The following is a 22,345-nucleotide window of genomic DNA, read 5'->3' as shown; positions in this document are numbered from 1 at the left end:
GGTGGAACAGGCAGTCACTCGTCCGATTCAGGACATGCGCAGCCACTGCACAAAATGATGGTATCCGGCAGCAGTATATTGGTCGGTGCCTATAAGACAGGTAAATCGGGAGGGATAACACCGCGCAAAACATTGCTGCTGCTGTTATTTCTGGTCATGGTATGGGGAATCAACTGGCCGCTGACCAAGCTGGCATTACCGGACGTACCGCCGGTATTATTTTCGGGACTGCGTACGTTGATCGGAGGAGCACTGCTGCTGTTTATCGCTATGCGTCACCGGGAGAAGCTGCAGTGGAAGCGGAACTGGCCGGTGTATACGGTGCTGGCGATCTTTAATATTATTGGTTATTATGGACTGCAGACTGTAGGCATCGGTTATCTGCCGGCAGGATTGTTCTCTACGATTGTATTTCTGCAGCCGGTGCTGCTGAGTTTGTTTGCCTGGCTGTGGCTGGGAGAGAGCATGTCTGTGCTCAAAGTGGTCGGGCTGTTGTTCGGATTTGCCGGTGTGGCTGTGATCAGCTCCGGAGGACTGGAAGGCAATCTGTCGCCGCTGGGGATAGGACTGGCTGTAGCCTCTGCACTATGCTGGGCGATCGGTACGATTTATATGAAAAAGAAAAGTGCCCAGCTGGACTCGCTCTGGACAGTCACTGTACAACTGCTGATCGGCGGAGTGGTGCTGAGTGCGATTGGTTCGGGAACCGAGAGCTGGGGCGATATTCACTGGACGCCTTCGTTTATTGGGATTCTGCTGTTTATCTCCGTATTTGTGATCGCTGCCGGCTGGCTGGTTTATTTTAAATTAATGGACAGCGGCGAAGCCAGTACAGTAGGCTCGTATACATTTGCGATTCCGGTGATAGCGAATATTTTCAGCGTGATTTTATTGGGAGAATCGGTAACCCTGCCGCTGCTGATTGGACTGGTCATGATCGCGGTCGGAATCGGTCTCGTGAATCGCAAACGAACCATTGTCGTACCGGTTAAGCAGGCTTGTGATAACCGTTCCTGATCCAAGTCTGCATAGGAACGCAAATCATATCCAGACGATGTTATTAGGAGTTATACGCTGCAACATAGTACAAACAGAAAATCGATGATTCTATCTTTATACCCAAAGAGCTGATTTTGCATATATGCAAGATCAGCTCTTTTTATAGTTTGTAGTGTATCCTTATATAATAGTCAATGTATTAATCTATACATGATACAAATCGTCTATCCCATATCCACCTATGGAATTTGAATAAGAGTCAGACCATAAACAAGGAGTGTTTCCTGATGATAAGTTCCATATACGACCCAAGTTACTGTATATGATGAGCAGAGCGACAAGATTCTATCGATCAACAAGTATAAATTAAACGGAACCCTGTTAACGATTCCTTATCATGGTAGAAAAGTAGTGTTCAAACTGACTTCTGCTTAGATCATAAAAGGATCATCCTGATAAGCGCCCCGTAGAAAAAGGAAGCCAACAGGGATAGAAGGCAAAGGGTTCCGTTATGGATTTAAAAAGCATCGGCTGCTTTTTAAGCTGTCATTTATGCTTTTTTAAGCTGAATTTATACTTTATCCTTTATAGTAAGAAGGATTTTGCATAGATAGGCATATGCAGTACGATGATGGAGCGATCAGCGGATCGCTCTGTGTATGATCACGTAGGAGGGAATGATAGGATGCTTCAGGTCCAACAAGTCAGCAAGTATTTTGATCAGCGGCGCAGTGTGGACGGGATCGATTTTGAAATGCAGCGCGGGGAGATTGTCGGATTCCTCGGACCCAATGGTGCCGGGAAAACAACGACGATGCGGATGATTACCGGGTATTTGAAGCCTACATCCGGACAGATCTGGATCGATGGTCTGCCGATGCATGAACCGTCCCGCAAGGCCAGAACCAAAATTGGTTATTTACCGGAGACACCGCCTCTCTATCCGGATATGACGGTGAACTCTTATTTGCGCTTTGTCGCTGATCTGCGGGATGTACCGGTCAGACAGCAGAAGCTGCGTATTAGTGAGATGATCGACCGGCTCGGTCTGCAGGGAAGAGAGCGGCAGATTATACGTTCCCTGTCTAAAGGATACAAGCAGCGTCTTGGACTCGCCCAGGCGATTATTCACCAGCCGGATCTGCTAATCCTCGATGAGCCGACATCAGGTCTCGACCCGAACCAGATTCTGGAGATACGGCAGCTAATCCGTGAGCTGGGCGAACAGCATACGGTACTACTTAGCACGCATATTTTGCCGGAAGTGAGTACTCTCTGCAATCGGGTGCTTATTATTAATGACGGCCGGATCGTAATGGATGGCAATGCCCATCAGCTGGATCAATCGCTGAACGAGAAATTCCAGGTTCTGCTGGAAGTAAAGACCCGCCCGGACAAGCTGCACCGGCTGCTGGATAACTGGCAGGGTGTAACTGCAGAATACCTGAGCAGCAGTGAGGAAATGCAGCAGATCCAGTCGATTCAGCTGCGTTTGCAGGGAGCGGATGATACGGATTTCCGCGAGCGGTTATCCTTATTGCTGGCAGATGCGCGTATTCCGATTCTGGAGCTACGCAAAGAACGTCTCAGTCTGGAGGATGTATTCGTCAAACTGACCACGGATAACGATCCGGCTGGAGTTACAGATCCAGTCCAGCCTGTAGATGCAGCCCATTCGGCGGTTGTAACCCAGCCAGATACAATTGATGACCCTACTGCTGCAGAATCGGTATCAGCGCAGTCCACGACTCCAGCGGATACTGACAATAAACAAAAGGCAGAAGATAAAAAATCGTCTACCCTGCATCAAAAGGAGGATAACACCAGATGAGACGAATGTGGGCGATTTGCTCCAAGGAGCTGCAGTCGTACTTTTTCAGTCCTACCTCCTATTTTGCGATAGCAGTCTATGTATTGTTATCCAGTATTATGTTTTATGTCAGCTTTGTAGTATACCAGCCCAGTATTGTGGATTACCGGCTGATTCTGGGCGATACGCTGTTTATGCTGCTCGTGGTAATTCCGCTGCTGACGATGCGGCTGATGTCCGAAGAGCTGCGACAGGGAACCGATGAACTGCTGCTGACCTCGCCGGTCACCGCGACCGAGATTGTGCTCGGCAAGTATCTCGCTTCACTGGGACTGCTCATTGTGCTCGTACTGTGCAATCTGATCTATCCATTGGTAATGTCCTTTTTCGGACCGATGAATATGCCGTTATTGTGGTTATCGGTACTGGGAGTATTTCTGATGGGCGCAGCAATGATGGCGGTGGGATTGTTTGCCTCCTGTCTGTCCCAGCACCAGATGGTATCCGCAGTGATCGGATTTGTACTGTTGCTCGTACTGTGGCTGATGGATTCGTTCCTGTCAGGGGCACCGTCTTCCGGGCTGCAGCAGTGGCTGGCTCCATTTTCCCTATCCGGCCGGATTGTGAATCTGGTCAAAGGAGTGCTGCATGGACCGGATATTCTGTACTATATCACCCTGGCAGCCCTATTCCTTATCCTCAGCATTCAGGTTGTTGAGCGGAAGCGGTGGAGGTAATGAAAATGAGAAACTGGATATATCGCACCAATGCTATTGTTATTTCAGTTGCGGCTATTGGTATTTTTATCGTACTGACCCTATTCCTGAATTCACTGGGTACGTTCCAGGTGGATCTGACCAAGGATCGGCAGAATACGCTGTCCGATCAGACGATGACCACGCTGCACAATATCAAAGACCCGGTGGAAGCCATGGTATTTACCAATCCTGGTGATGCGCAGGTATATACGCGCCAGGTTACCGATCTATTAAATGAATATCACAAAATAAACAGCAAGCTCGAAGTGAAGGAATACGGACTGCTGCAAAATCCGGAGCTGGCCCGCCAGTATGGAGTAACCGGCAGCGCCGTAGTATTCAAGCACGGTGAGCAAACCAAGCTGATCCCGGTAGAAAGTATGTTTGACTTTGGTACAGCCGATGGATCGACCGAGCAGGAAGCGGCTGGTGCTTCGTATACATTCAGCGGCGAGCAGAAGCTTACTTCCGGGCTGCTGGCATTGACATCGTCCAAAACGTACAAAGCCTATCTGCTCAATGGACATAATGAATTCAATACGAGCACGCTCAGTGTACTGGCCGGTGAACTTGGCAGTGAGAATATTACTGTCTCCGAGCTGTCACTGGCGCAGCAGGGGGCTGTACCCAAAGATGCAAGTGTGCTGATGATTGTCGCACCGCAGACAGACCTGAGCGATGCAGAGACCAAGGTGATCCGTCAGTATCTGGATGGTGGAGGCAAGCTGTTCCTGTCGCTCGGCTTTAACGAAAAGGCCAAAACCAGCTGGACCAATCTGGATTCGCTGATGAGTACCTACGGCATTACCGATACTCATGCAGTAGCCGTGGAACCCAAAGATACATCCCTGTATGATCCGCTGACGATTGTACCGGAATATGGTAATCATGAGATAACGAACAAGCTGGCAGCCAGCGATCTGTATACGATCATGTCCCTGTCGATTGCGCTCAAGCAGGAGGGCAAGGCAGGCTGGACCGTCACGCCGCTGCTCACTTCATCATCCAACAGCTATGGCGAGACCGATCTGTCTGGACTGCTGGAATCCCGCACCGAGCGCAGCAGCAATGATCTGTCCGGCCCATTTGATCTTGGTTATGCGGTCAGCAGTGCCAAAGGCGAGCCCAAAGCGGTTATTCTCGGCGGTTCTACCTTTATGATGGATCAATCGATCAGCCAGCAGGGGAATCTGGACTTTGTGCTGAACAGTGTGAATAATCTGGTCGGCAACGAAAGTCAGGTTACGATTCGCCCGCAAGTGGAGGAAAAGTATAAAGAGGTATACCTCACCATGTCGCAGGCACGAACGATCTTTACAGTAACTGTGATCGTCCTGCCGCTGTTGTTGGTGGCGATTGGTGTGTTCCTCTGGTGGAGACGCCGCAGAGGATAAAGGAGGGAAACGAATGATTCGCAAATTGATGCCTTCTATCGTCCTGTTGCTGATTCTGGCAGCTGCTGCAGGGTACGCGTATTCCCAGAACTTTTTCCAAAAAGAAGATACTCCGGCGGCAGATCCCCGATTGCTAACGATGAATGTATCGGATATTGATCGTATCGATATTCAGCCAGTCTCTGCCGGCAATGCTGCTGCTGCGACGAATACATCAGCTTCATCAGCCGATCCGTCCTCGGTACAGCTATATAAAAAAGGACAGACCTGGAGCATGACGGCACCGGCAGCCTATCCGGTCAATCCGTATACGATACAGGACTGGCTGAAGGCTCTCCAATCGGCAACGATACATGGTACGGTCGAAGAGCAGCCAGCAGACACGTCCAAATATGGCATTCATGGGAATACTCCTGTTTTTGCCGTGCAGGGCAGCGGTGGAGACAAGCTGACTCTCGCTATCGGTAGCGAGCTGCCGACCAAAGGGTATTATTATGCACAACTGAATGGCAGCTCTGTTATCCAGCTGTCCCAGCAGACGGTAACGGATCTGCAGGCCGATGCGTTTCAATTTATCGATACAACGCCAATCGGTTGGGATGATAATCAGTTGACACAGCTAAAATGGAACAGCACCCAGCCGGAAGCAAGCTGGACACTGGACCATACGCCCAATATCGCAGATCCGGCACAGGATACATGGACGCTGAACGGCAAGTCGATTGCAGGTGATCAGGGTACAGGTATTACAGACGCCGTCAAAAATATGCCGACCGATCAGCTGCCTGTACCGGCAGCCCAGGTAAAGTCGTACGACAAAGTGCTGACACTCCGCGTCTCCCTGACCACCGATGGCAAAGCGACAACCCAGCACTATGAAGGTTGGCAGAACCCCAAAAACAAAGGTTACATCTGGCTCACCGATCCGCAGAATCAATGGGCATACAGAGTGTCTATGGATAATCTGACTACAGCTGCCCAGTCTGCAAAAAGGGATGCAGCTAAAAGCAACACCTCTTCATAAAGCACCGGATGTGCTGTAGACCGATTGGTGCATATCCCAGATGTATCTAGCGTCTGTAAAGGTAAACTATTTTGAAATAGGCAAAAAGCTCCGCTTATCCTGTCTGAAACAGGGATAAGCGGAGCTTTTTTATGAAGAAAAAGAAAGGAACGGATGACAAAAGCCTATAGGTACTGCCAGGATATCCACTGAACATCCATTCTCAAAAACAGGCATATTCGGCAGCCAAGAGTTCATGTTGGGATCGCTTATTTTAAAGACCGTTTCTTCCCGGTTACTATTAATATCGATATCTATTTTCGGATTTTCGATTAACGCACAAATGTATTTTTTACTCTGCGGGAACGCAGGAAGTATGCTGCCCAACCTGCCAATACCAGCAGATGAATAATTGTGCTGATAATGCTCGCGTTAAGCTGGGACGGGGACATAAAGTAGGTCGCCAGAATAGCAATAGCATCCAGTATACAGAATCCCAGCACCAGCTTGGGTAGGCTATGTTTTCGTCTGTAGAACCATATCAGGATCACAATAAGATAGATCGCTGCGATAGCGGTATAGACCAGCGTGAACATCAGCAGACTTTGATACGTTTCGCCGGGAACCTGCATCGTCTGCGTTAACTGGTCATATACATCGGATTTGGCATAGGATACCGCGATCAGGAGAATTGCGCCAACTGACGCGATCACGGAAGCGAACAGATAATAGTACATACAGATCTGGAACAGCACCAGCCAGCCGCCGATTCCAGTCAGCGGCGGAGGTCCGAAATATCCGCCGTTCATTCCGCCAGCAGGTCCTCCCATTGGCGGGTAAGGGGGCTGTACAGGTGGTTGCACCGGCTCCTGTGGAGGACCCGGAGGTTGATAGTTGCTCATTTACATATTCCTTTCTCGTTGGCTTATTTTGAGGATAGTTGAAGCTTTTTTGGTAGCATGATAACTCTAGTGTACAATATCAGACTATTCGAAGATTGGGAAGATATGTAATTGCTCCTTGCGATAAGTAGATAGCAAGGAGCATATCATTATAATAATGATATTAACGATTTTGGTTCCTGCATTTGTCTTGCCTGATTTATATATAATACTTTTGATGTTTTGAGAAAAGAAATGCGGTTACTGACCTTTGAATTCACGGCCTTTAATAAAGATATGCTGCAAATTCATTTGTTCGTCCAGCATCAGGATATCGGCGCGCTTGCCGGCTTCGAGGCTGCCTGTCTGATCATAGATTCCCAGCTGGCGTGCCGGGTTGCCACTCGCGGCTTCGGAAGCGCGCAGGACAGACAATCCAGCCTGCTCGATCAGGAAACGAAATCCTTCGATCATGGTCAGACGGCTGCCGGCGAGGGTGCCGCTGTCTTCCGGCAGGGTAGCGACGCCGTTGATGACTTTGACCGGCTGGTCGCCGAGCATATAGTCGCCATCGCCCAGACCGGCTGCCGACATGGCATCGGTGATCAGAATCAGATTATGATTCTGCTTGAGCTGCGCAAGCAAGGCAACCGCTGCCGGATGTACATGAATACCATCCGCAATAATCTCGGCGTGAATCGCCGGTGTGCCCATTACTGCCCCGGCAACGCCCGGTTTGCGATGATGCAGCGGGGTCATAGCGTTAAACGTATGCACCGCATGATTCAGACCGGCATCGACTGCATCCATAATCTGTTCATACGTCGCATCGGTATGACCGGCAGCAGCGGTAATCTGATGTTCCCGCAGCCAGCGGATCAGTTCCAATGCACCTTCCCGTTCGGGTGCCAGTGTGAGCTGCTTGATCAGACCGGGATAAGCGGCATGCCACTGTTCCAGCCACTCTACATTAGGCAATACGATATGTCCGGGATTCTGAGCGCCCGGCCACTTCGGACTAATAAAAGGTCCTTCCAGATGAACGCCTTCTACCTGAGCGCCAGGCATTTGGTTAGCCTGCACATAGGCATGCACCTGCTCCAGTACCCGGTCGATATCGTCATGCGGAGCAGTCATGGTCGTAGCGAGAATCGCTGTCGTTCCCTGACTGGCATGAAAATTTGTGATCGTATCCAGTACTTCGGGATTCGAATCCATAAAGTCCTGCCCCATTCCGCCATGGACATGGATATCGATAAATCCCGGTATCACCAGACCACCAGCCGCATCGTAGGTAATCACATCCGGTGTGGAAGTACCCGAATCCTTTTCTATATGATCTGTCTGTTGTGCAGTTCCATCAACCGAAGAGGGAAAAGCCGGCGCTTCCGCCGCTGTTCCGGCATAACGGATCAGGCCATTTTCCACCTGCACCACACCGTTATCGATAATCTGCGTGGGTGTAACGATCCGGCCATTAACAATCTGGTACGTCGCTGATGTTGAACCTGATGTAGGCATAGACATTATCCGAACAACCTCCCGGCTTCTCCATCCATCAGCACCGTCACATTCGGATGCAGCTGCAGCAGGGAAGCTGGGCACAGCGTCGTAATCGGACCGGTCAGCGCACGATGGATAATCTCGGCTTTGTCTGCGCCGCGTACCATCAGCAGAATCTGGCGTGATTTCATAATGGTACCTACGCCCATCGTGATCGCCTGTGCAGGTACTTCATCTACCGACTGGAAATAACGCGCATTCGCTTCGCGCGTCTCTGGCAGCAGGTCGACTACATGGGTACCCGGCATCAGCTGGTCTGCCGGTTCATTAAATCCAATATGACCGTTATGCCCGATGCCCAGTACCTGCAGGTCAATCACCGATTCGGACAGCATGGCATCGTAGCGGCTGCATTCCTGATCCGGATTAGCGGCCTGTCCATTGGGTACATGCGTATTATTCATATCGATATCAATATGATCGAATAGATGCTTGTTCATGAATGCACGATAAGAAGCCGGATGATCTGCAGGCAGTCCTACATATTCATCGAGGTTGAATGTTTTTACTTTGGAGAAGCTGATGACGCCCTGATTGAAAATGTTGATCAGTTCTTTGTACAGGTCGACAGGCGTACCACCGGTAGCGAGTCCAAGCACCGCACGCGGGGAAGTCTGCACGAGACTGGATACGATATATGCTGCAACTTTACCGAAATCTTCTTGCTTGCTTACTTTGACGAGATTAACCATGGATCATAAGCCTCCTGAGTCTTTGCGGTAGCGCCGCACATTTTTATAAGACAGCTCCAGCTTGTTGACAGAGTCATTAAACTGGGCACTAATCATACCGGTAAACAGAATATCGATAATATGAAGCTGGGCAATCCGGGAAGCCATATCGCCACGCCGAACACCTTTTTCCAGCGAAGAAGCGAACAGGGAGATATCTGCCATTGCAGCCAGTGGGTTGGAGCTGTACTGGGTGAGTGACAGGACGGTAGCGCCGTTCTCGCGGGCGCAGGTCAGTGCATCGATCGTCTCCCGCGTCTCGCCGGAATACGAGATCGCCAGCGCCACATCTTCGGAAGACAGGGTGGAGGCGGAAGTGATCTGCATATGAGAGTCCGCAAAGGCGGTACAGTTTTTGCCGATCCGGATCAGCTTCTGGTAAAAGTCCTGCGCCACAATGGAAGAAGTGGCGATGCCGTACAGATCGATTCGCCGCGCCCGGGTCAGATAGCCGATTGCCTGTTCCAGCTTGGGCAGATTCAGCAGCCGTGTCGTATCGTTGATCGAGGTAACATGATTGGATTCAATCGCCTTGACGATCTCGGCCAGCGGATTGCCGGCGATAATATCCTGATACGAGCTGGGTACCGACTGCTGGGCGAGTTCACCGGCCAGCTTCATTTTAAAATCGGGAAAGCCTTCGAAATTGAATGTTTTGCAAAAGCGTGTTACTGTCGCCGGACTGATGCCGCACTGATTCGCCAGCTGGGTGATGCCCAGCCGGATAACAGAGGAAGGCTGCTGCAAAATATAATGCGCGAGCCGCCGTTCCTGTGGAGACAATTTGTCCAGTCCTTGCTCCAGCACATGCAAAATGGGAGACATACGGATTCCTCCTTTCCTGATCTAAAAGCGTATCTATTTAACCGGTAAAGGTTAAAAGAATGTAAAAGCACGTATAGAAGTTTGTGAAAATTATTTTTATATTATAGATAAATATAAGAAAATAATTTTCTTTGAGTCCATCATAGCCGAGTAGCATAGGGAATGCAATACATTTTAGGCAAAAGAATAAGGGGATTTGCCTGCTTCTCGCGAAGCTCTGCTATCTATTAAAAAAGTGTCTGAAAAACGCTTTATCGTACTACACAAAAAGCCATTTTGCTGACCGGTATAACGATCAACAGAATGGCTTTTGGGTATCTGATGTTGTTGTTGAACTGCGTATTCTACATGAATACTGTTAATGAACCAGTTAAGCTTCGATCCGATTGCTTTTTTGGCAGATAGACATCAGGCAGCGGATTGACGATATTTGCGATACTCCGGCAGAATCAGTTTCCACAGCATAAAGAGCAGAACGATCATCTGCGGGATAAAGGTTTCCCACGTCGGATACATGCCGATCCATCCTGCCGAAGGCAATCCGGCAGCATTATGCGCCGGGAATTGTCCGGCTACCTGCAGGGAATGAATACTTTCCCCGAGGAAACGGAAGACCAGATAATAGATCAGCACCGTGGCGGTCAGGAAGAACGGACGCACCGGTAGCTTCACACTGAAGCGGATAATTAGCACCGCAACGATAATCAGAATCACCAGTGCCAGCCCGATCCCGAGCAGCAGCTGGGACAGCTCGATTGCCGGAGCCATACCGATATAGAAAATGGCAGTCTCGGCGCCTTCACGCAGAATAGCCAGTCCGGACACAGCTGCCAGTGACCACAGGCTGCCACGTTGAAGTGCGCCGCTGACCTGACTGGCAATATAGCTGTTCCAGTTTTGCAGATTGGCTTTCTGGTGCAGCCAGTTGCCGACGCTGAGCATCAGCACAACAGCAATCAGTCCGGTAATGCCCTCGATCATCTCGCGGGTACTGCCGCTCGTCGCCATCTGGGCAAAAGCATACACGAAGATGGCTGCCATCACACCGCTGAGAATCAGACCGGACAATGCACCCGACCAGATCCAGCGGCCCGCCTGGCGGCTGCCGCTGCGCTTGGCATAAGCGAGCAGGGCAGCGAGTACGAGGATCGCTTCCAGACCTTCACGCAGCAGGATGATCGCTGCATCCCAAGCGGTATAAGACGTTTTGGAAGTAATCGGTGTCAGTTCGCCCAGCATCGTCGTTAATACGTTGTTGGCTTTGTCCCAGGCAGGCGGACTGGATACCAGATAGCCCTGTACTTCGGACATTTCATTCTCGATCGATGTATAAGTGGTGGAGGAAGAAATCTGTACTTCCCCTTCTACCAGCGGCCACATCGTAATAAATTGTTGCATCCGGTCTGTAGCGGTTGCTGCATCCTGCTGACCAACCGCTGTCTGCACCTGTTGGAGCAGAGCGACCGCATCGGTCAAGCGTACACTGCCGCTGGCAGGAGCGGTGTCGGCGACTTGCCCGGACAGATAGTGATTCAGCAGATCAATCAGCGCCTGCGTCTCGTTCTGAGCCTGTTCCTCTCGCGGCGGATCAGCTTGCAGGGAGACGCGGATCATGCTCATCTTGGTCTCCAGCTGGCTGTAGACTGTAAAATTATCCGTACGAATCGCACTTTCCACATCCGGCCATGCATCGACAATCTGCTTGTAGCTGGTCTGGGCGGCTGTCCAGTCCTGCTGCTTGATATGCCCGATCGTCTGATCGGCGAGCGGCAGGATAATACGAACCGCCTGTGCGCCTTTGGCAGAAGGCCCTTTGCCCGAAGCGGAATCGGCAGTACCGGCATTCCCCACTTCTGCATAGCTGTTCACGGCACGGGCAAGCGTACCGAGTGCAGAGACGGATGCATCAGGATCGGATTTGGCATTTTGCAGGGCTTGCTGGGCAGCCTGGAGAGCGGTGTTCACTTCAGCGGCCTGCTGAGGCGCTGCCGATGTATCCAGCGATGCCCAGCCTGCAGCGAATGTATCCAGTTCCTGTGAAGCATCGGCCCATTTTTGCTGACCGGCATCGACGAGGGCACTGCCAACAACCGGCAGCAGACTATCTGCAGTAGGCGCTTCTTCGGCTGCCGCTACATGCATAACCGGTGCAGCAGTCAGCCAGTTATAGACAAATGGCTGCGAAGCGGCCGGGCTGAGTCCGATCGCGAGCACGAGCAGACCGGTACAGCTGATAAGACGGATAAACCAGGCGGTATTGCGCATAACCGAATTCCTCATTTCCTCGTAAAAATAAAAACTTCTTCTATTACTTTCTATTGCTATTGAATGTACATGTATCTGGGTGGATACGGATTTGCAGACGTATAGATATAACAATGTCTTCGTCCACTCCTGTGAGCGAATGAACGAAGACATAGTTCCATAACACAGCCTTTTATACAGTCGCATACGTTGGCATGGGGCTGGTGGTTGATTTACAGCAGGGTATCGCCGATATATCCGCCCTGGCGAACGCCGGGGAAGCAGGCAAAAGTAGCACTGCCGATATGCTGAATATATTCGTTCAGCGCATCAATCTGGGCGAGCCGCTGCTGCATGGGAATAAACTGCTTCTCTAGACTACGCTGATAGCTGATAAAAAAGAGTCCCGCATCCAGCTGTCCGGTCGTATTATCCATACCGCTCGAATAAGAGTAAGGACGGCGCAGAATCTGCATTTTGCCGTCTCCGCGTGCTACACGCATATGGGAGTTCATCGGAATCACCGGCTTGCCGGAAGCGTCCTTGGCTTCCATATCGCCGCGGTCAAATTCATGCTGCGAGCCGAGCGGCGCACCGCTAACCCGGTAGCGGCCGAATGTATTCTCCTGATCGGACAGGCTGGAGCGATCCCAGACTTCGATCCGCATCCGGATACGTCGAACCGCCATATAGGAGCCGCCAGTCATCCAGCCTGCTCCGTCTTCCGGCTGTACCCAGACCACTTCGTTCATCATGGCCGCATCCTGCACACTCGGATTGGCGGTTCCATCCTTGAAGCCCATCAGATTGCGCGGTGTCGCTTTGTTGGGATCGGACTCGGTTGAGCGCTGGAAGCCTTCCTGGCTCCACCGCAACACCGCCGAACCTCTGGCAATCCGGATCAGGTTGCGCATTCCGTGAAAAGCAACCTGCATATCATCCGCGCAGATCTGCACTCCCAGATCGCCGCCGCACCATTCCGGCATCAGATTATCCCCGTTAAAAGGAGGCAGGTCGCCGAAGCCCGCAGGCTTTTTGCCCGCCAGACCAAAACGATGGTCAAACAGGCTCGGACCGGCGCCAAATGTAATCGTAATCCGCGAAGGCGTGAGTCCTGCCGCTTCGCCTGTATCCGCAGGCGGCAGATTCAGGTTCTCATTTTGTCCGTCCAGCAGCTCGCCAGCCATCAGGGAAGCGGAAGCCCGCGTCCATGCCTGTAGCAGACTTTTCAGTCCGGCTGCATCGCTCACGGTCAGATCAAAGGAAGCAAAACACATAAAATTCTGACTTGGCGTCGTAATCCCGGATTGATGCTGTCCATAAAAGTCGTACCGGTTCGCATCCGGTATGCCGGTCGTTACATTATCGGGGCTGCCCGGCTTGTCGGAAGCCGGCTGCTTGGTCGCACCGGTCGCTGCCATAATGCCAAAAGCACCGGAGCCGCCTAGCAGCAGCCCTACACCGGAAGCGCCAGCAAGCCGCAGCATATCGCGGCGGCTCACAGGCTTGCGGAACAGGGAAGCAGACTCCTGTCCGGCATCAGTTGTTGGATTCAGTTGTTGTTCATCGTTTTTCTTCTTACTCATGTCTTACACTCCCAGGATTGTTCCCATTTGGGATAATGGTTCAGCCAGTGCATCCAGGTTCTGGCTCAGTGTACGTACGTCTTCTTTGCTTAATTTATCGTAAGTTACATAGCCACCGTCTTTGGTTGCAAACGGAGCCAGCTCCTTGTTCAGCGCTTCGAATTTCTCGCCGATCTGTTTCTCCAAAGCAGGGTCTTTGGCTGTCAGATTTGGCTTCAGGATCTCGTAGATCTTCTGTGCACCCTCTACATTGGCTACAAAGTCATACAGATCGGTGTGGGAATAACGTTCTTCTTCACCAGTTACTTTGGAAGAAGAGACTTCGTTCAGCAGTTCTACCGCTCCGGTAACGAGCAGTCCTGCATCAATATCGACCGTCTCGACTTTGGCGCGCAGCAGCTTGGCATCCTGCAGCAGGCGATCTGCATATTCGCTCATGCCGTCGGTTGTTTTCTTTTCCCACAGGCCTTGTTCGATTTTATGGAATCCACGCCAGTCTTTGTCGTCCACGTCTCCCTGGCGGGCATCAATATCCGGGTCCAGATTGCCCAGTGCTTCGGCAATCGGTTCGATACGCTCATAATGCATACGTGCCGGAGCGTACAGCTTTTTCGCTTCATCCATTTTGCCGGCTTTTACCGCTTCCGTAAATTTCTCGGTCTCGGTTACAAAAGCATCAATCTCACTGATTGCATAGGTGCGATATTGCTCGGTAGCATCTTTGAAATCAGCTGCAGAAGCAGCAGGTGCCGCAGCATTGGTCTCGGTAGCCGCCGCTGTAGTTGGGCTTGTCTGTGTATTGTTTGCTGCTGGTTGAGCTTCTTCCTTGTTGCCGCAGGCTGCGAACAGTACAGAGGATAACAGCAGAACCGCAGGCAGGGTATAACGTGCTTTCATAAATTCAAACACTCCTCAATAATGATAATCGTTCTCAATAATGTATATATCATAGTGTGGAAACCCCGTAACGTCAATATTTTTTATGTAAAACAAGACAGAACCTATGATGACCCTGGTATTCATTACCTGTTTGTTTCTATTCACATAATAAGCATAGCTGTAAAAAGCAATTCGCAGTCGGCTATCCATATTCGAATATGCACCTATCCAGCCAGTCTACAAAAAAAACAGCAGACTTTTAATTCTTTCGAATATTACCGATTTACAGCGGTATTCGGACGTTATGTCTTTGCATCATTACATATTTAACAACAGGAAACAGCTTGCTTTTCATCGAATCTGTTTATATTCCATATATCAGTAGGATTCCATCATTCATAATGATCCAACAAGCTGACGAATAGAAAGCGAATCAGAGGAGGAAGCAATTATGACGATCAAAGCTGTAATATTCGATTTGGACGGCGTTATCGTATCAACGGACCAGTACCACTATCAGGCTTGGAAAAAGATGAGCGACGAAGAAGGTATCAAGTTCAATGAGACGATCAACAATCGTCTGCGCGGTGTGAGCCGGATGGAGAGCCTGGAGATTATTCTGGAAAAGGCAGAACGCACCTACACCCCGGAAGAAAAAATCGCGCTGGCTGAACGTAAAAACACATACTACAGAGAATCCCTATCCGAAGTAAAACCGGATGATATGCTGCCGGGAGCCAAGCATACGATTGATGAACTGAAAAAACGCGGTGTCAAAATCGCTATTGGCTCCTCCAGCAAAAATACACCTACGATCCTCAAGCAGATCGGTTTGGCCGATGCATTTGATGCAGTAGCGGACGGCAATGATATTACCCACAGCAAGCCCGATCCGGAGGTATTCCTGCTCGCTGCCGAACGTCTCGGTGTACCGCCGGAAGAATGTCTCGTTGTCGAAGATGCAGAAGCAGGTGTACAGGCAGCGATTGCCGGCGGCATGAATGTAGCAGCTGTCGGTGATGCAGGACTGCACTCCCAGGATGCCGATTACCGTCTGGAACGCGTAGACGAGATTCTGGATCTGATTTAAATGGTAGATCATATAGGAAAGAACAGACAAAAGCATGTGTGAATACTGATCAGGAATACCAAACAGAAACAACACACAGAAACAACACACAGAAACAACACACAGAAACAAAAACCAGACTGTCATCACCGGCAGTCTGGTTTTTGTGATAGGATCGCTGATTATTATTTTCAAGGTTAGGCATTCTTTTTCGATAGATGTAACGGATGATTTTCACATCTGTCTTTTTCGGCCGACTATCTTCTGTGAGCTATACATAGCGGGGGACGCCGATATGCCATAATTCGTCCAGCGTCTGCAAAGGATAAAGATCTTGGCCAACCAGCAGCTTCTCTCTGGCAGGGTCTATCCAGCGGTTCTGCTCTACCGAGAGTAACAAACGGCGAATAAGCTCGTAGCCGGTATTGTATCCAACCAATTCGTACGTATGTAACAGCTCGGGATGATTCCTGATAATATCGGATAAAACAATCTCGTTGCCCATAATGCCTTGATCACCAGCTACCGGATCAATACGGACCAGATTATATATTTGCTCGGCTTCGTCAATATCGGAGCGCTGGAACCACTGCTCTCTGTCCGGGCTTATAAATAGCTCCGGAATAGCGATTTCCTGCCTGTAGCCCGTAGAAACAGGCATTTTGTGTACAGCACATTTTTTGAAAAAATCCTTTAATACCATGCAGACACCCAGTGGAGCAGCCTGCCGGATATCTACAGCATCGCTGAAATCTGCTGATGCACTACGGATATTGAAAAAAGCGGCATATGGCTTGGTCAGCAGCTGTGCCAGAATATACAATTCTCCGGTAAGCTGGACGGAATAGACATCATTTTCTTTCCATACAAAACGTTTTAACATGGCAGACTCCTTTGGTCGGGATCGGCAATCCGGTAATGTAAGCAGGCATCGTATTGGGGTCTATTTTACAGCGTCAGCTACGGGTCAGTCCATGTTTTCCCTTACGTACAAACATGTTATGATAAGGCTAATCTTGATTTCATTTTGGGATAAAGGATGCGCCCGGATGGCATCCTGCTAAATATGGAGCGTGACTATGCGTGGCATCAGACAGCATACACGCCAAAACGGAGGTTTACGGATGGACTATACACAACGTTTTGATCATCCCCCGGAGCGGATCAATACCAACTCGGCCAAATGGGATCAGCTGCAGAAATTATTCGGTACAGAGGATGTACTGCCGCTGTGGGTAGCAGATATGGACTTTGCCGCACCGGAATCGGTACAGCACGCGCTCAAGAAAAGTGCCGAGCACGGAGTTGTTGGTTATTCTTTCCAATCGGAAGCGTATTACCATGCACTCCAGGAGTGGATGAAAAACAGACATGGCTGGGAGATTGAAAAGGATTGGGTCGTATTCACACCGGGTGTAGTAACCGCGCTGAACTTTGCGGTACAGACTTTTACCGAGCACGGTGATCAGGTAGTCATCCAGACACCGGTATATCCTCCATTTTACAGCGTAGTGACCGGTCATGGACGTGAAGTAGTCGAGAATCCGCTTCAACAGCAGGAGAACGGCGACTATGCGATGGATCTGGAACAGCTGGAGCAGGCACTGAGCGGTGAGCGGGTCAAGCTGCTGATTCTCTGCAGTCCGCATAATCCGATTGGGCGTGTATGGAGCCGGGAAGAGCTGGAGCGCGTAGATGCGCTGTGCGAGAAATACAATGTGATTGTAGTATCGGATGAAATCCATGGCGATCTCGTTTTTGAACCGAATCAGCATATTCCATATGCGATGCTGTCCGAGCAGGCCAAAAACCGCAGTATTATCTGTACCGCGCCGAGCAAGACATTTAATATTGCCGGATTGAATACATCCAACGTGATTATTCCGAACCCGGAGCTGCGTGATGCATTTGCATTGAAGATCAACAACTTTGGCGTGGGACATATCAGCCAGTTTGGTGCGGCAGCGACAGAGGCTGCCTATACGGAAGGCCAGGAATGGCTGGAGCAGTGTATGCAGTATATACGCGCCAATATGGAGTATGTACAGCAGTATATTACCGAGCATCTGCCGGAAGTATCGGTGAATATGCCGGAAGCGACCTACCTGATGTGGATGGATTTCCGCAAGCTCGGCATGGAGCAGGCGGATCTGGTATCCTTCCTGCTGCACAAGGCGCGGATCGCGCTGAATGACGGACGTGCTTTTGGTACAGCCGGTGAAGGGTATATGCGTCTCAATGTGGCCTGTTCCCGTCGTCTGCTGGAAGAAGCCATGGAACGTCTTCGTGGCGCGCTGGAACAGTGGCGTACAGAAGGCAGTCCAAAGGCTGCTGAACAGGTGTCCAGCGAAACCAATGCCTGAATTCGGTTTCTGATCTGAACAATTTGACACATTCAGAACCTCCATGGCGCAGACTGCGTTATGGAGGTTTTATATTGCCTATTTTTGATAAAAGTGCTTTGTACAGAATTTTATATATATAGAAGAACTGCATTTTGATATTACAGATAGGTATGGTGAAAATAATATAGTTATACCGCATATGAAGCTGCTTGGTCAGATAATTTATAAATAGCGGTCACATCACTGCCATATTCAATAATGTTTATATCCTGTTCACGATCCAAAGCGTGTCAAAAGCGTAAAAGACAGGTAGTTATATGAAGTAGGGCGATTTACCCGATGCAGTCTAATTTGATGAAAAGAGGCTGATAATTATGCGCTATACGAATGGGAACTATGAAGCTTTTGTACGCAGCAGAAAGCCGGAAGGTGTAGACAGCAAATCTGCCTATATTATAGGTGGAGGATTGGCGGGACTGGCAGCGGCAGCTTTTTTAATTCGCGATGGGTATATGAAAGGGGAACATGTACATATTCTGGAGGAATTGGCCGTTTCAGGCGGATCGCTGGATGGTACGTTAATGCCGCATGATGGATTTGTAACTAGAGGCGGACGCGAAATGGAAGCCCATTTTGAATGTTTGTGGGATTTGTTTCGCTCGATTCCTTCGCTGGAAGAGGAGAATGCTTCGGTACTGGATGAATTCTATTGGCTGAATTATGATGATCCTAATTTCTCGAACTGCCGAATTATCCATCAGCGTGGCGAAAGAACACCGGATGATGGCCAATTTACCTTATCCAAAACTGCACAAAAAGAACTGATCTCCCTGTTCATGACATCTGAAGACCAGCTGGAAAACAAACGGATCGAAGATGTATTTGGAGAAGATTTTTTCGCTTCTAACTTCTGGCTGTATTGGTGCTCGATGTTTGCTTTTGAGAAATGGCATTCAGCTATCGAGATGCGCAGATATGTGATGCGCTTTGTTCACCATATTGAAGGACTACCGGATTTTACGGCGCTCAAATTTACCAGATACAATCAATATGAATCCCTGATCAAGCCACTGCTATCGTATTTGCATAATCATAATGTGGATTTTCAATATAATACCCAGGTGAATAACGTGATAGTAGATATTGCTGGGGAGACCAAAACTGCTCGTAAGCTGCTGCTAACCCGCAGTGGCCAGGCCGAAGAAGTGGCACTGAGCGAGAATGATCTGGTTTTTGTAACCAATGGGTCGATTACGGAAAGCTCTACACAGGGCAATCATCATACGCCTGCACCGATAACACGCGATCTTGGCGGCAGCTGGAACCTATGGAAAAATATATCCAAACAATCCCCGGAATTCGGCAATCCTGCTGTATTTTGTGAAAATCTGCCGGACGAAAGCTGGTATGTATCAGCAACAATCACCTGGGAAAATGAAGATATCGCCCCTTATCTGGAACAGATTACGAAGCGTAAGCTGCACACCGGCAAAATAGTCAGCGGTGGTATCGTGACGATCAAAGACTCCAACTGGTTGATGAGCTTTGCGACTCATCGGCAGCCGCATTTCAAGGAGCAGCAGGATCATCAGACGATTACCTGGGTGTATGGACTACTATCCAACATTCCGGGCAATTACGTACAGAAGCCGATCGAGAATTGTACCGGCGAGGAAATTGTACAGGAGCTGCTGTATCATTTGGGTGTTCCGGAAGAAGATATTCCGCGTATTGCCGGTCAGTCATGTCATAGTGTACCGGTCTATATGCCATTTATCACGTCCTACTTTATGCTGCGTAAAGCAGACGACCGTCCTCTGGTTGTTCCGAATGGTTCGCAAAACCTTGCCTTTATCGGTAATTTTGCAGAGACTGAGCGAGATACGGTATTTACAACCGAATATTCGGTTCGTACAGCAATGGAGGCAGTGTATCAGCTGCTGAAGGTGGAGAGAGGTGTACCTGAAGTATTTGCTTCTGCCTATGATCTGAGAACACTGGCCAAAGCCGTCTATTATTTGGCTGATCAGACTCCGCTGGCAGAAATGGAACTGCCGTTTATTGAACGCAAAATGATGGAAGGTCTAGTTCACAAAACGAAAAACACGTATGTCAGTGATGTGTTGAAGGATGCCCATCTTATCTAACCGATAGGGAATTCACCGCATACACTCGTGATACTTATACACAAATAAAAACACCTCATGATTACATGATCATGAGGTGTTTTGTTATAGCTATCGGAATCTTTCTTATACCTGATTCAGGAACTCGACGATCGTCAGCATGCCTTTATCAAAGTTCTCCAGATTGAAATGCTCGTTCGGTGCATGCAGATTTTCATCCGGCAGACCGAAGCCCATCAGTACAACAGTTGGTGCGATTACGCGGGAGAATTCTTCCACGATCGGGATTGAACCGCCATCTTTGGTGAACAGGGCACGTGTACCGTATACAGCAGCATACGCGTCAGCCGCTTTTTGCAGCAGTTCGCCGGATGGATCAATGTTGAAGGCGCGTGCTTTCTCGCCTGGTGTAATCGTCAGCTTGGCACCATTTGGCTTCACAGCTTCCAGGTGAGTGATGATTTTGTCCAGTACATCCTGCGGATTCTGGTCAGCGACCAGGCGGCAGGTGATTTTGGCATGGGCTTCTTTAGGAATAACGGTCTTGGTGCCTTCACCCTGGAAGCCACCGTATACGCCGTTCAGCTCCAGTGTTGGACGCGCACCTACACGCTCGACAAAGGAATAGCCTTCTTCGCCATGCAGCGCTTCAAGACCCAGGTCGCTCTGCAGCTGCTGCTCGTTGAAGTCCTGCTTCACGAACTCGGCACGCATCTCTTCGGATAGTGGCAGTACATCATCGTAGAATCCATCTACGAGCACTTTGCCATCACGGTCGTGCAGCGTAGCGAGCAGTTCCACCATCGCATGCAGCGCATTGGGAACACCACCGCCAAAGGAACCGGAATGCAGATCGGTATTAGCTGTGTTAATCGCGATTTCCAGCGAGCACAGTCCGCGCAGACCTGTACTGATCGCCGGCTTGCCGCGCTCGAGCAGGGAAGTGTCGGAGATCAGAACGGCATCGGCTGCCAGTGCTTCGCTGTTGGCTTCCAGGAAGCCCGGCAGATTAGCACTGGAGATTTCCTCTTCGCCTTCGATACAGAATTTGATATTAACCGGTAGGGAGCCTTCCTGCTTGAGGATTGCTTCTACGGCTTTGATATGCAGGAATACCTGGCCCTTGTCATCGGTAGCGCCGCGAGCGAACAACTTGTCGCCGCGAATCGTTGGCTCAAATGGAGGCGTCTCCCACAGGTTCAGTGGATCTACCGGTTGCACATCATAGTGTCCATATACGAGAACAGTCGGTTTGCCCGGTGCATGCAGATGATCTGCTGTTACGATCGGATGACCGGCGGTTTCGTTAACTTTTACATTTTCCAGACCGGCACGGGTCAGGGTAGCTGCCAGCCACTCGGCAGCACGCAGCATATCCGGTTTGTGCTCGGACAGGGCGGAGATACTCGGAATAGACAACCACTCTTTTAGTTCAGCCAAATGCTGTTCGCGATTTTCCTGAAAATATGTAGCATAACTCATAAATGAATCGTCCTCCTCGAATGTAGTGTATCGTGTTCATGAACATCCTTACGAATGGATGGAATAAAACGCGTTATGCCTCTTATTGTACTACTTTTGGAGGCGGCAATAAAACTGCAAGTTTATCGAAAGGCAGATTCGGTAAAAAGAACGCTTTTCCCGGCATTATGATGCAATGGCGGGAAAGCGTTCTTTGACCGTATGAGAAGGAATACAGGATCGTTGATCGTTCGAGTGAATACAGCAGGCGCTCTAGCAAAGGATTTGACCGCTCACTTCGGTTAAACCTGGAGATCTTCCTTTTCTCCTTCTATAAAAAGATCTTCAGGCTTAACCGGAGTACATTCCCTTATTCCTTTCTGGAGTGGTTGAGGCACCCATCCACCATTCTGTCCATCTCTTTCCAGTACCCTCTCTACACTCAGATGGGAATGAACAACAGGATCTATAGCAAAAATGAACCAAAAAGACATGGATTGGTTAAATGTAATAATGGAGTTCGTATCGGGGAACAACGGAGTGTTATTTTAATTTTAAATTGCTCTTATCCATAAAGGTTAGCTATTGACAAATAAGTTGCACGAGTGCAAAATATGTTCAGAAGCATATGTATAAATTGCAACCGTACATCTGGCAAGACCAACATAGAG

At 49.6% G+C, this 22,345-nt stretch carries 17 protein-coding genes; 8 read left to right on the top strand and 9 right to left on the bottom strand.

The genetic code is table 11. The annotated features are described in order from the left end of the window. Window positions 1–57 precede the first annotated feature (57 nt). The 5 genes from AR543_RS20470 (at window position 58) to AR543_RS20450 (ending at window position 5,985) form a co-directional block, all read left to right on the top strand. Window positions 58–1,017 (top strand): DMT family transporter, encoded by a 960-nt coding sequence (locus AR543_RS20470; RefSeq protein ID WP_227871910.1) that lies wholly within the window; start codon window positions 58–60, stop codon window positions 1,015–1,017. A 667-nt stretch (window positions 1,018–1,684) separates the two neighbouring features. Continuing rightward, complete coding sequence (locus AR543_RS20465; RefSeq protein WP_060536200.1) at window positions 1,685–2,830, top strand: ABC transporter ATP-binding protein; 1,146 nt, start codon at window positions 1,685–1,687, stop codon at window positions 2,828–2,830. Then, entirely contained in the window at window positions 2,827–3,546 is a 720-nt protein-coding gene (locus tag AR543_RS20460) for an ABC transporter permease (RefSeq protein ID WP_060536199.1), read from the top strand. Before AR543_RS20465 ends, AR543_RS20460 begins: the two co-directional genes overlap by 4 nt. A 5-nt stretch (window positions 3,547–3,551) precedes the next feature. Continuing rightward, window positions 3,552–4,961, top strand: a complete 1,410-nt coding sequence (locus AR543_RS20455; protein ID WP_060536198.1) for a GldG family protein — start codon at window positions 3,552–3,554, stop codon at window positions 4,959–4,961. Between the two features lie 13 nt (window positions 4,962–4,974). Further along, the gene (locus AR543_RS20450; protein ID WP_060536197.1) at window positions 4,975–5,985 is read left to right on the top strand and encodes a DUF4340 domain-containing protein; all 1,011 of its coding nucleotides are present in this window, start codon (window positions 4,975–4,977) and stop codon (window positions 5,983–5,985) included. Between the two features lie 311 nt (window positions 5,986–6,296). On the opposite strand, the gene AR543_RS20445 is transcribed toward AR543_RS20450, so the two are convergent. The 7 genes from AR543_RS20445 to efeO form a co-directional block, all read right to left on the bottom strand. Next, window positions 6,297–6,866: a DUF2569 family protein gene (locus AR543_RS20445; RefSeq protein WP_060536196.1), complete on the bottom strand. Its 570-nt coding sequence runs from the start codon at window positions 6,864–6,866 to the stop codon at window positions 6,297–6,299. 240 nt (window positions 6,867–7,106) lie between these two features. Beyond that, window positions 7,107–8,372, bottom strand: coding sequence for an N-acetylglucosamine-6-phosphate deacetylase (nagA, locus tag AR543_RS20440; protein WP_082472295.1), 1,266 nt, complete (start codon window positions 8,370–8,372; stop codon window positions 7,107–7,109). Continuing rightward, a complete protein-coding gene (gene nagB, locus AR543_RS20435) occupies window positions 8,372–9,100 on the bottom strand; it encodes a glucosamine-6-phosphate deaminase (protein WP_060536195.1) in 729 nt (242 codons plus the stop codon). Before nagB ends, nagA begins: the two co-directional genes overlap by 1 nt. Before the next feature lie 3 nt (window positions 9,101–9,103). Next, the gene (locus tag AR543_RS20430; RefSeq protein ID WP_017814146.1) at window positions 9,104–9,964 is read right to left on the bottom strand and encodes a MurR/RpiR family transcriptional regulator; all 861 of its coding nucleotides are present in this window, start codon (window positions 9,962–9,964) and stop codon (window positions 9,104–9,106) included. Window positions 9,965–10,372: 408 nt separating this feature from the next. Beyond that, window positions 10,373–12,229: an FTR1 family iron permease gene (locus AR543_RS20425; RefSeq protein ID WP_060536194.1), complete on the bottom strand. Its 1,857-nt coding sequence runs from the start codon at window positions 12,227–12,229 to the stop codon at window positions 10,373–10,375. 212 nt (window positions 12,230–12,441) lie between these two features. Beyond that, window positions 12,442–13,794, bottom strand: coding sequence for an iron uptake transporter deferrochelatase/peroxidase subunit (gene efeB / locus AR543_RS20420; protein ID WP_174703757.1), 1,353 nt, complete (start codon window positions 13,792–13,794; stop codon window positions 12,442–12,444). Window positions 13,795–13,797: 3 nt separating this feature from the next. Continuing rightward, on the bottom strand, window positions 13,798–14,691 hold the full coding sequence (efeO, locus tag AR543_RS20415; protein WP_060536193.1) for an iron uptake system protein EfeO: 894 nt from the start codon (window positions 14,689–14,691) through the stop codon (window positions 13,798–13,800). A 433-nt stretch (window positions 14,692–15,124) separates the two neighbouring features. On the opposite strand from efeO, the gene pgmB reads away from it, so the two are divergent. Further along, window positions 15,125–15,763, top strand: coding sequence for a beta-phosphoglucomutase (gene pgmB, locus AR543_RS20410; RefSeq protein WP_060536192.1), 639 nt, complete (start codon window positions 15,125–15,127; stop codon window positions 15,761–15,763). A gap of 250 nt (window positions 15,764–16,013) precedes the next feature. Here pgmB and AR543_RS20405 read toward each other — a convergent pair whose 3' ends face one another. Beyond that, window positions 16,014–16,625, bottom strand: a complete 612-nt coding sequence (locus AR543_RS20405; RefSeq protein ID WP_060536191.1) for a hypothetical protein — start codon at window positions 16,623–16,625, stop codon at window positions 16,014–16,016. 241 nt (window positions 16,626–16,866) lie between these two features. Between AR543_RS20405 and AR543_RS20400 the strand changes: the two genes are divergently transcribed. Together AR543_RS20400 and AR543_RS20395 are read left to right on the top strand one after the other, a co-directional pair. Continuing rightward, on the top strand, window positions 16,867–18,105 hold the full coding sequence (locus AR543_RS20400; RefSeq protein WP_060536190.1) for a MalY/PatB family protein: 1,239 nt from the start codon (window positions 16,867–16,869) through the stop codon (window positions 18,103–18,105). A gap of 356 nt (window positions 18,106–18,461) precedes the next feature. Beyond that, window positions 18,462–20,234, top strand: coding sequence for an oleate hydratase (locus AR543_RS20395; RefSeq protein ID WP_060536189.1), 1,773 nt, complete (start codon window positions 18,462–18,464; stop codon window positions 20,232–20,234). Between the two features lie 105 nt (window positions 20,235–20,339). On the opposite strand, the gene AR543_RS20390 is transcribed toward AR543_RS20395, so the two are convergent. Next, window positions 20,340–21,695 (bottom strand): dipeptidase, encoded by a 1,356-nt coding sequence (locus tag AR543_RS20390; protein WP_060536188.1) that lies wholly within the window; start codon window positions 21,693–21,695, stop codon window positions 20,340–20,342. Window positions 21,696–22,345 lie beyond the last annotated feature (650 nt).

The organism is Paenibacillus bovis (assembly GCF_001421015.2).
Classification (GTDB): domain Bacteria; phylum Bacillota; class Bacilli; order Paenibacillales; family Paenibacillaceae; genus Saccharibacillus; species Saccharibacillus bovis.
The sequence above is the reverse complement of the archived record's forward strand: the minus strand, read 5'-3'. Positions and strand labels throughout refer to the sequence as shown.

Coding starts and splice junctions, on each gene's coding strand:
- AR543_RS20470 (WP_227871910.1), top strand. CDS start 58: ATGGTATCCGGCAGCAGTATATTGGTCGGTGCCTATAAGACAGGTAAA.
- AR543_RS20465 (WP_060536200.1), top strand. CDS start 1,685: ATGCTTCAGGTCCAACAAGTCAGCAAGTATTTTGATCAGCGGCGCAGT.
- AR543_RS20460 (WP_060536199.1), top strand. CDS start 2,827: ATGAGACGAATGTGGGCGATTTGCTCCAAGGAGCTGCAGTCGTACTTT.
- AR543_RS20455 (WP_060536198.1), top strand. CDS start 3,552: ATGAGAAACTGGATATATCGCACCAATGCTATTGTTATTTCAGTTGCG.
- AR543_RS20450 (WP_060536197.1), top strand. CDS start 4,975: ATGATTCGCAAATTGATGCCTTCTATCGTCCTGTTGCTGATTCTGGCA.
- AR543_RS20445 (WP_060536196.1), bottom strand. CDS start 6,866: ATGAGCAACTATCAACCTCCGGGTCCTCCACAGGAGCCGGTGCAACCA.
- nagA (WP_082472295.1), bottom strand. CDS start 8,372: ATGTCTATGCCTACATCAGGTTCAACATCAGCGACGTACCAGATTGTT.
- nagB (WP_060536195.1), bottom strand. CDS start 9,100: ATGGTTAATCTCGTCAAAGTAAGCAAGCAAGAAGATTTCGGTAAAGTT.
- AR543_RS20430 (WP_017814146.1), bottom strand. CDS start 9,964: ATGTCTCCCATTTTGCATGTGCTGGAGCAAGGACTGGACAAATTGTCT.
- AR543_RS20425 (WP_060536194.1), bottom strand. CDS start 12,229: ATGCGCAATACCGCCTGGTTTATCCGTCTTATCAGCTGTACCGGTCTG.
- efeB (WP_174703757.1), bottom strand. CDS start 13,794: ATGAGTAAGAAGAAAAACGATGAACAACAACTGAATCCAACAACTGAT.
- efeO (WP_060536193.1), bottom strand. CDS start 14,691: ATGAAAGCACGTTATACCCTGCCTGCGGTTCTGCTGTTATCCTCTGTA.
- pgmB (WP_060536192.1), top strand. CDS start 15,125: ATGACGATCAAAGCTGTAATATTCGATTTGGACGGCGTTATCGTATCA.
- AR543_RS20405 (WP_060536191.1), bottom strand. CDS start 16,625: ATGTTAAAACGTTTTGTATGGAAAGAAAATGATGTCTATTCCGTCCAG.
- AR543_RS20400 (WP_060536190.1), top strand. CDS start 16,867: ATGGACTATACACAACGTTTTGATCATCCCCCGGAGCGGATCAATACC.
- AR543_RS20395 (WP_060536189.1), top strand. CDS start 18,462: ATGCGCTATACGAATGGGAACTATGAAGCTTTTGTACGCAGCAGAAAG.
- AR543_RS20390 (WP_060536188.1), bottom strand. CDS start 21,695: ATGAGTTATGCTACATATTTTCAGGAAAATCGCGAACAGCATTTGGCT.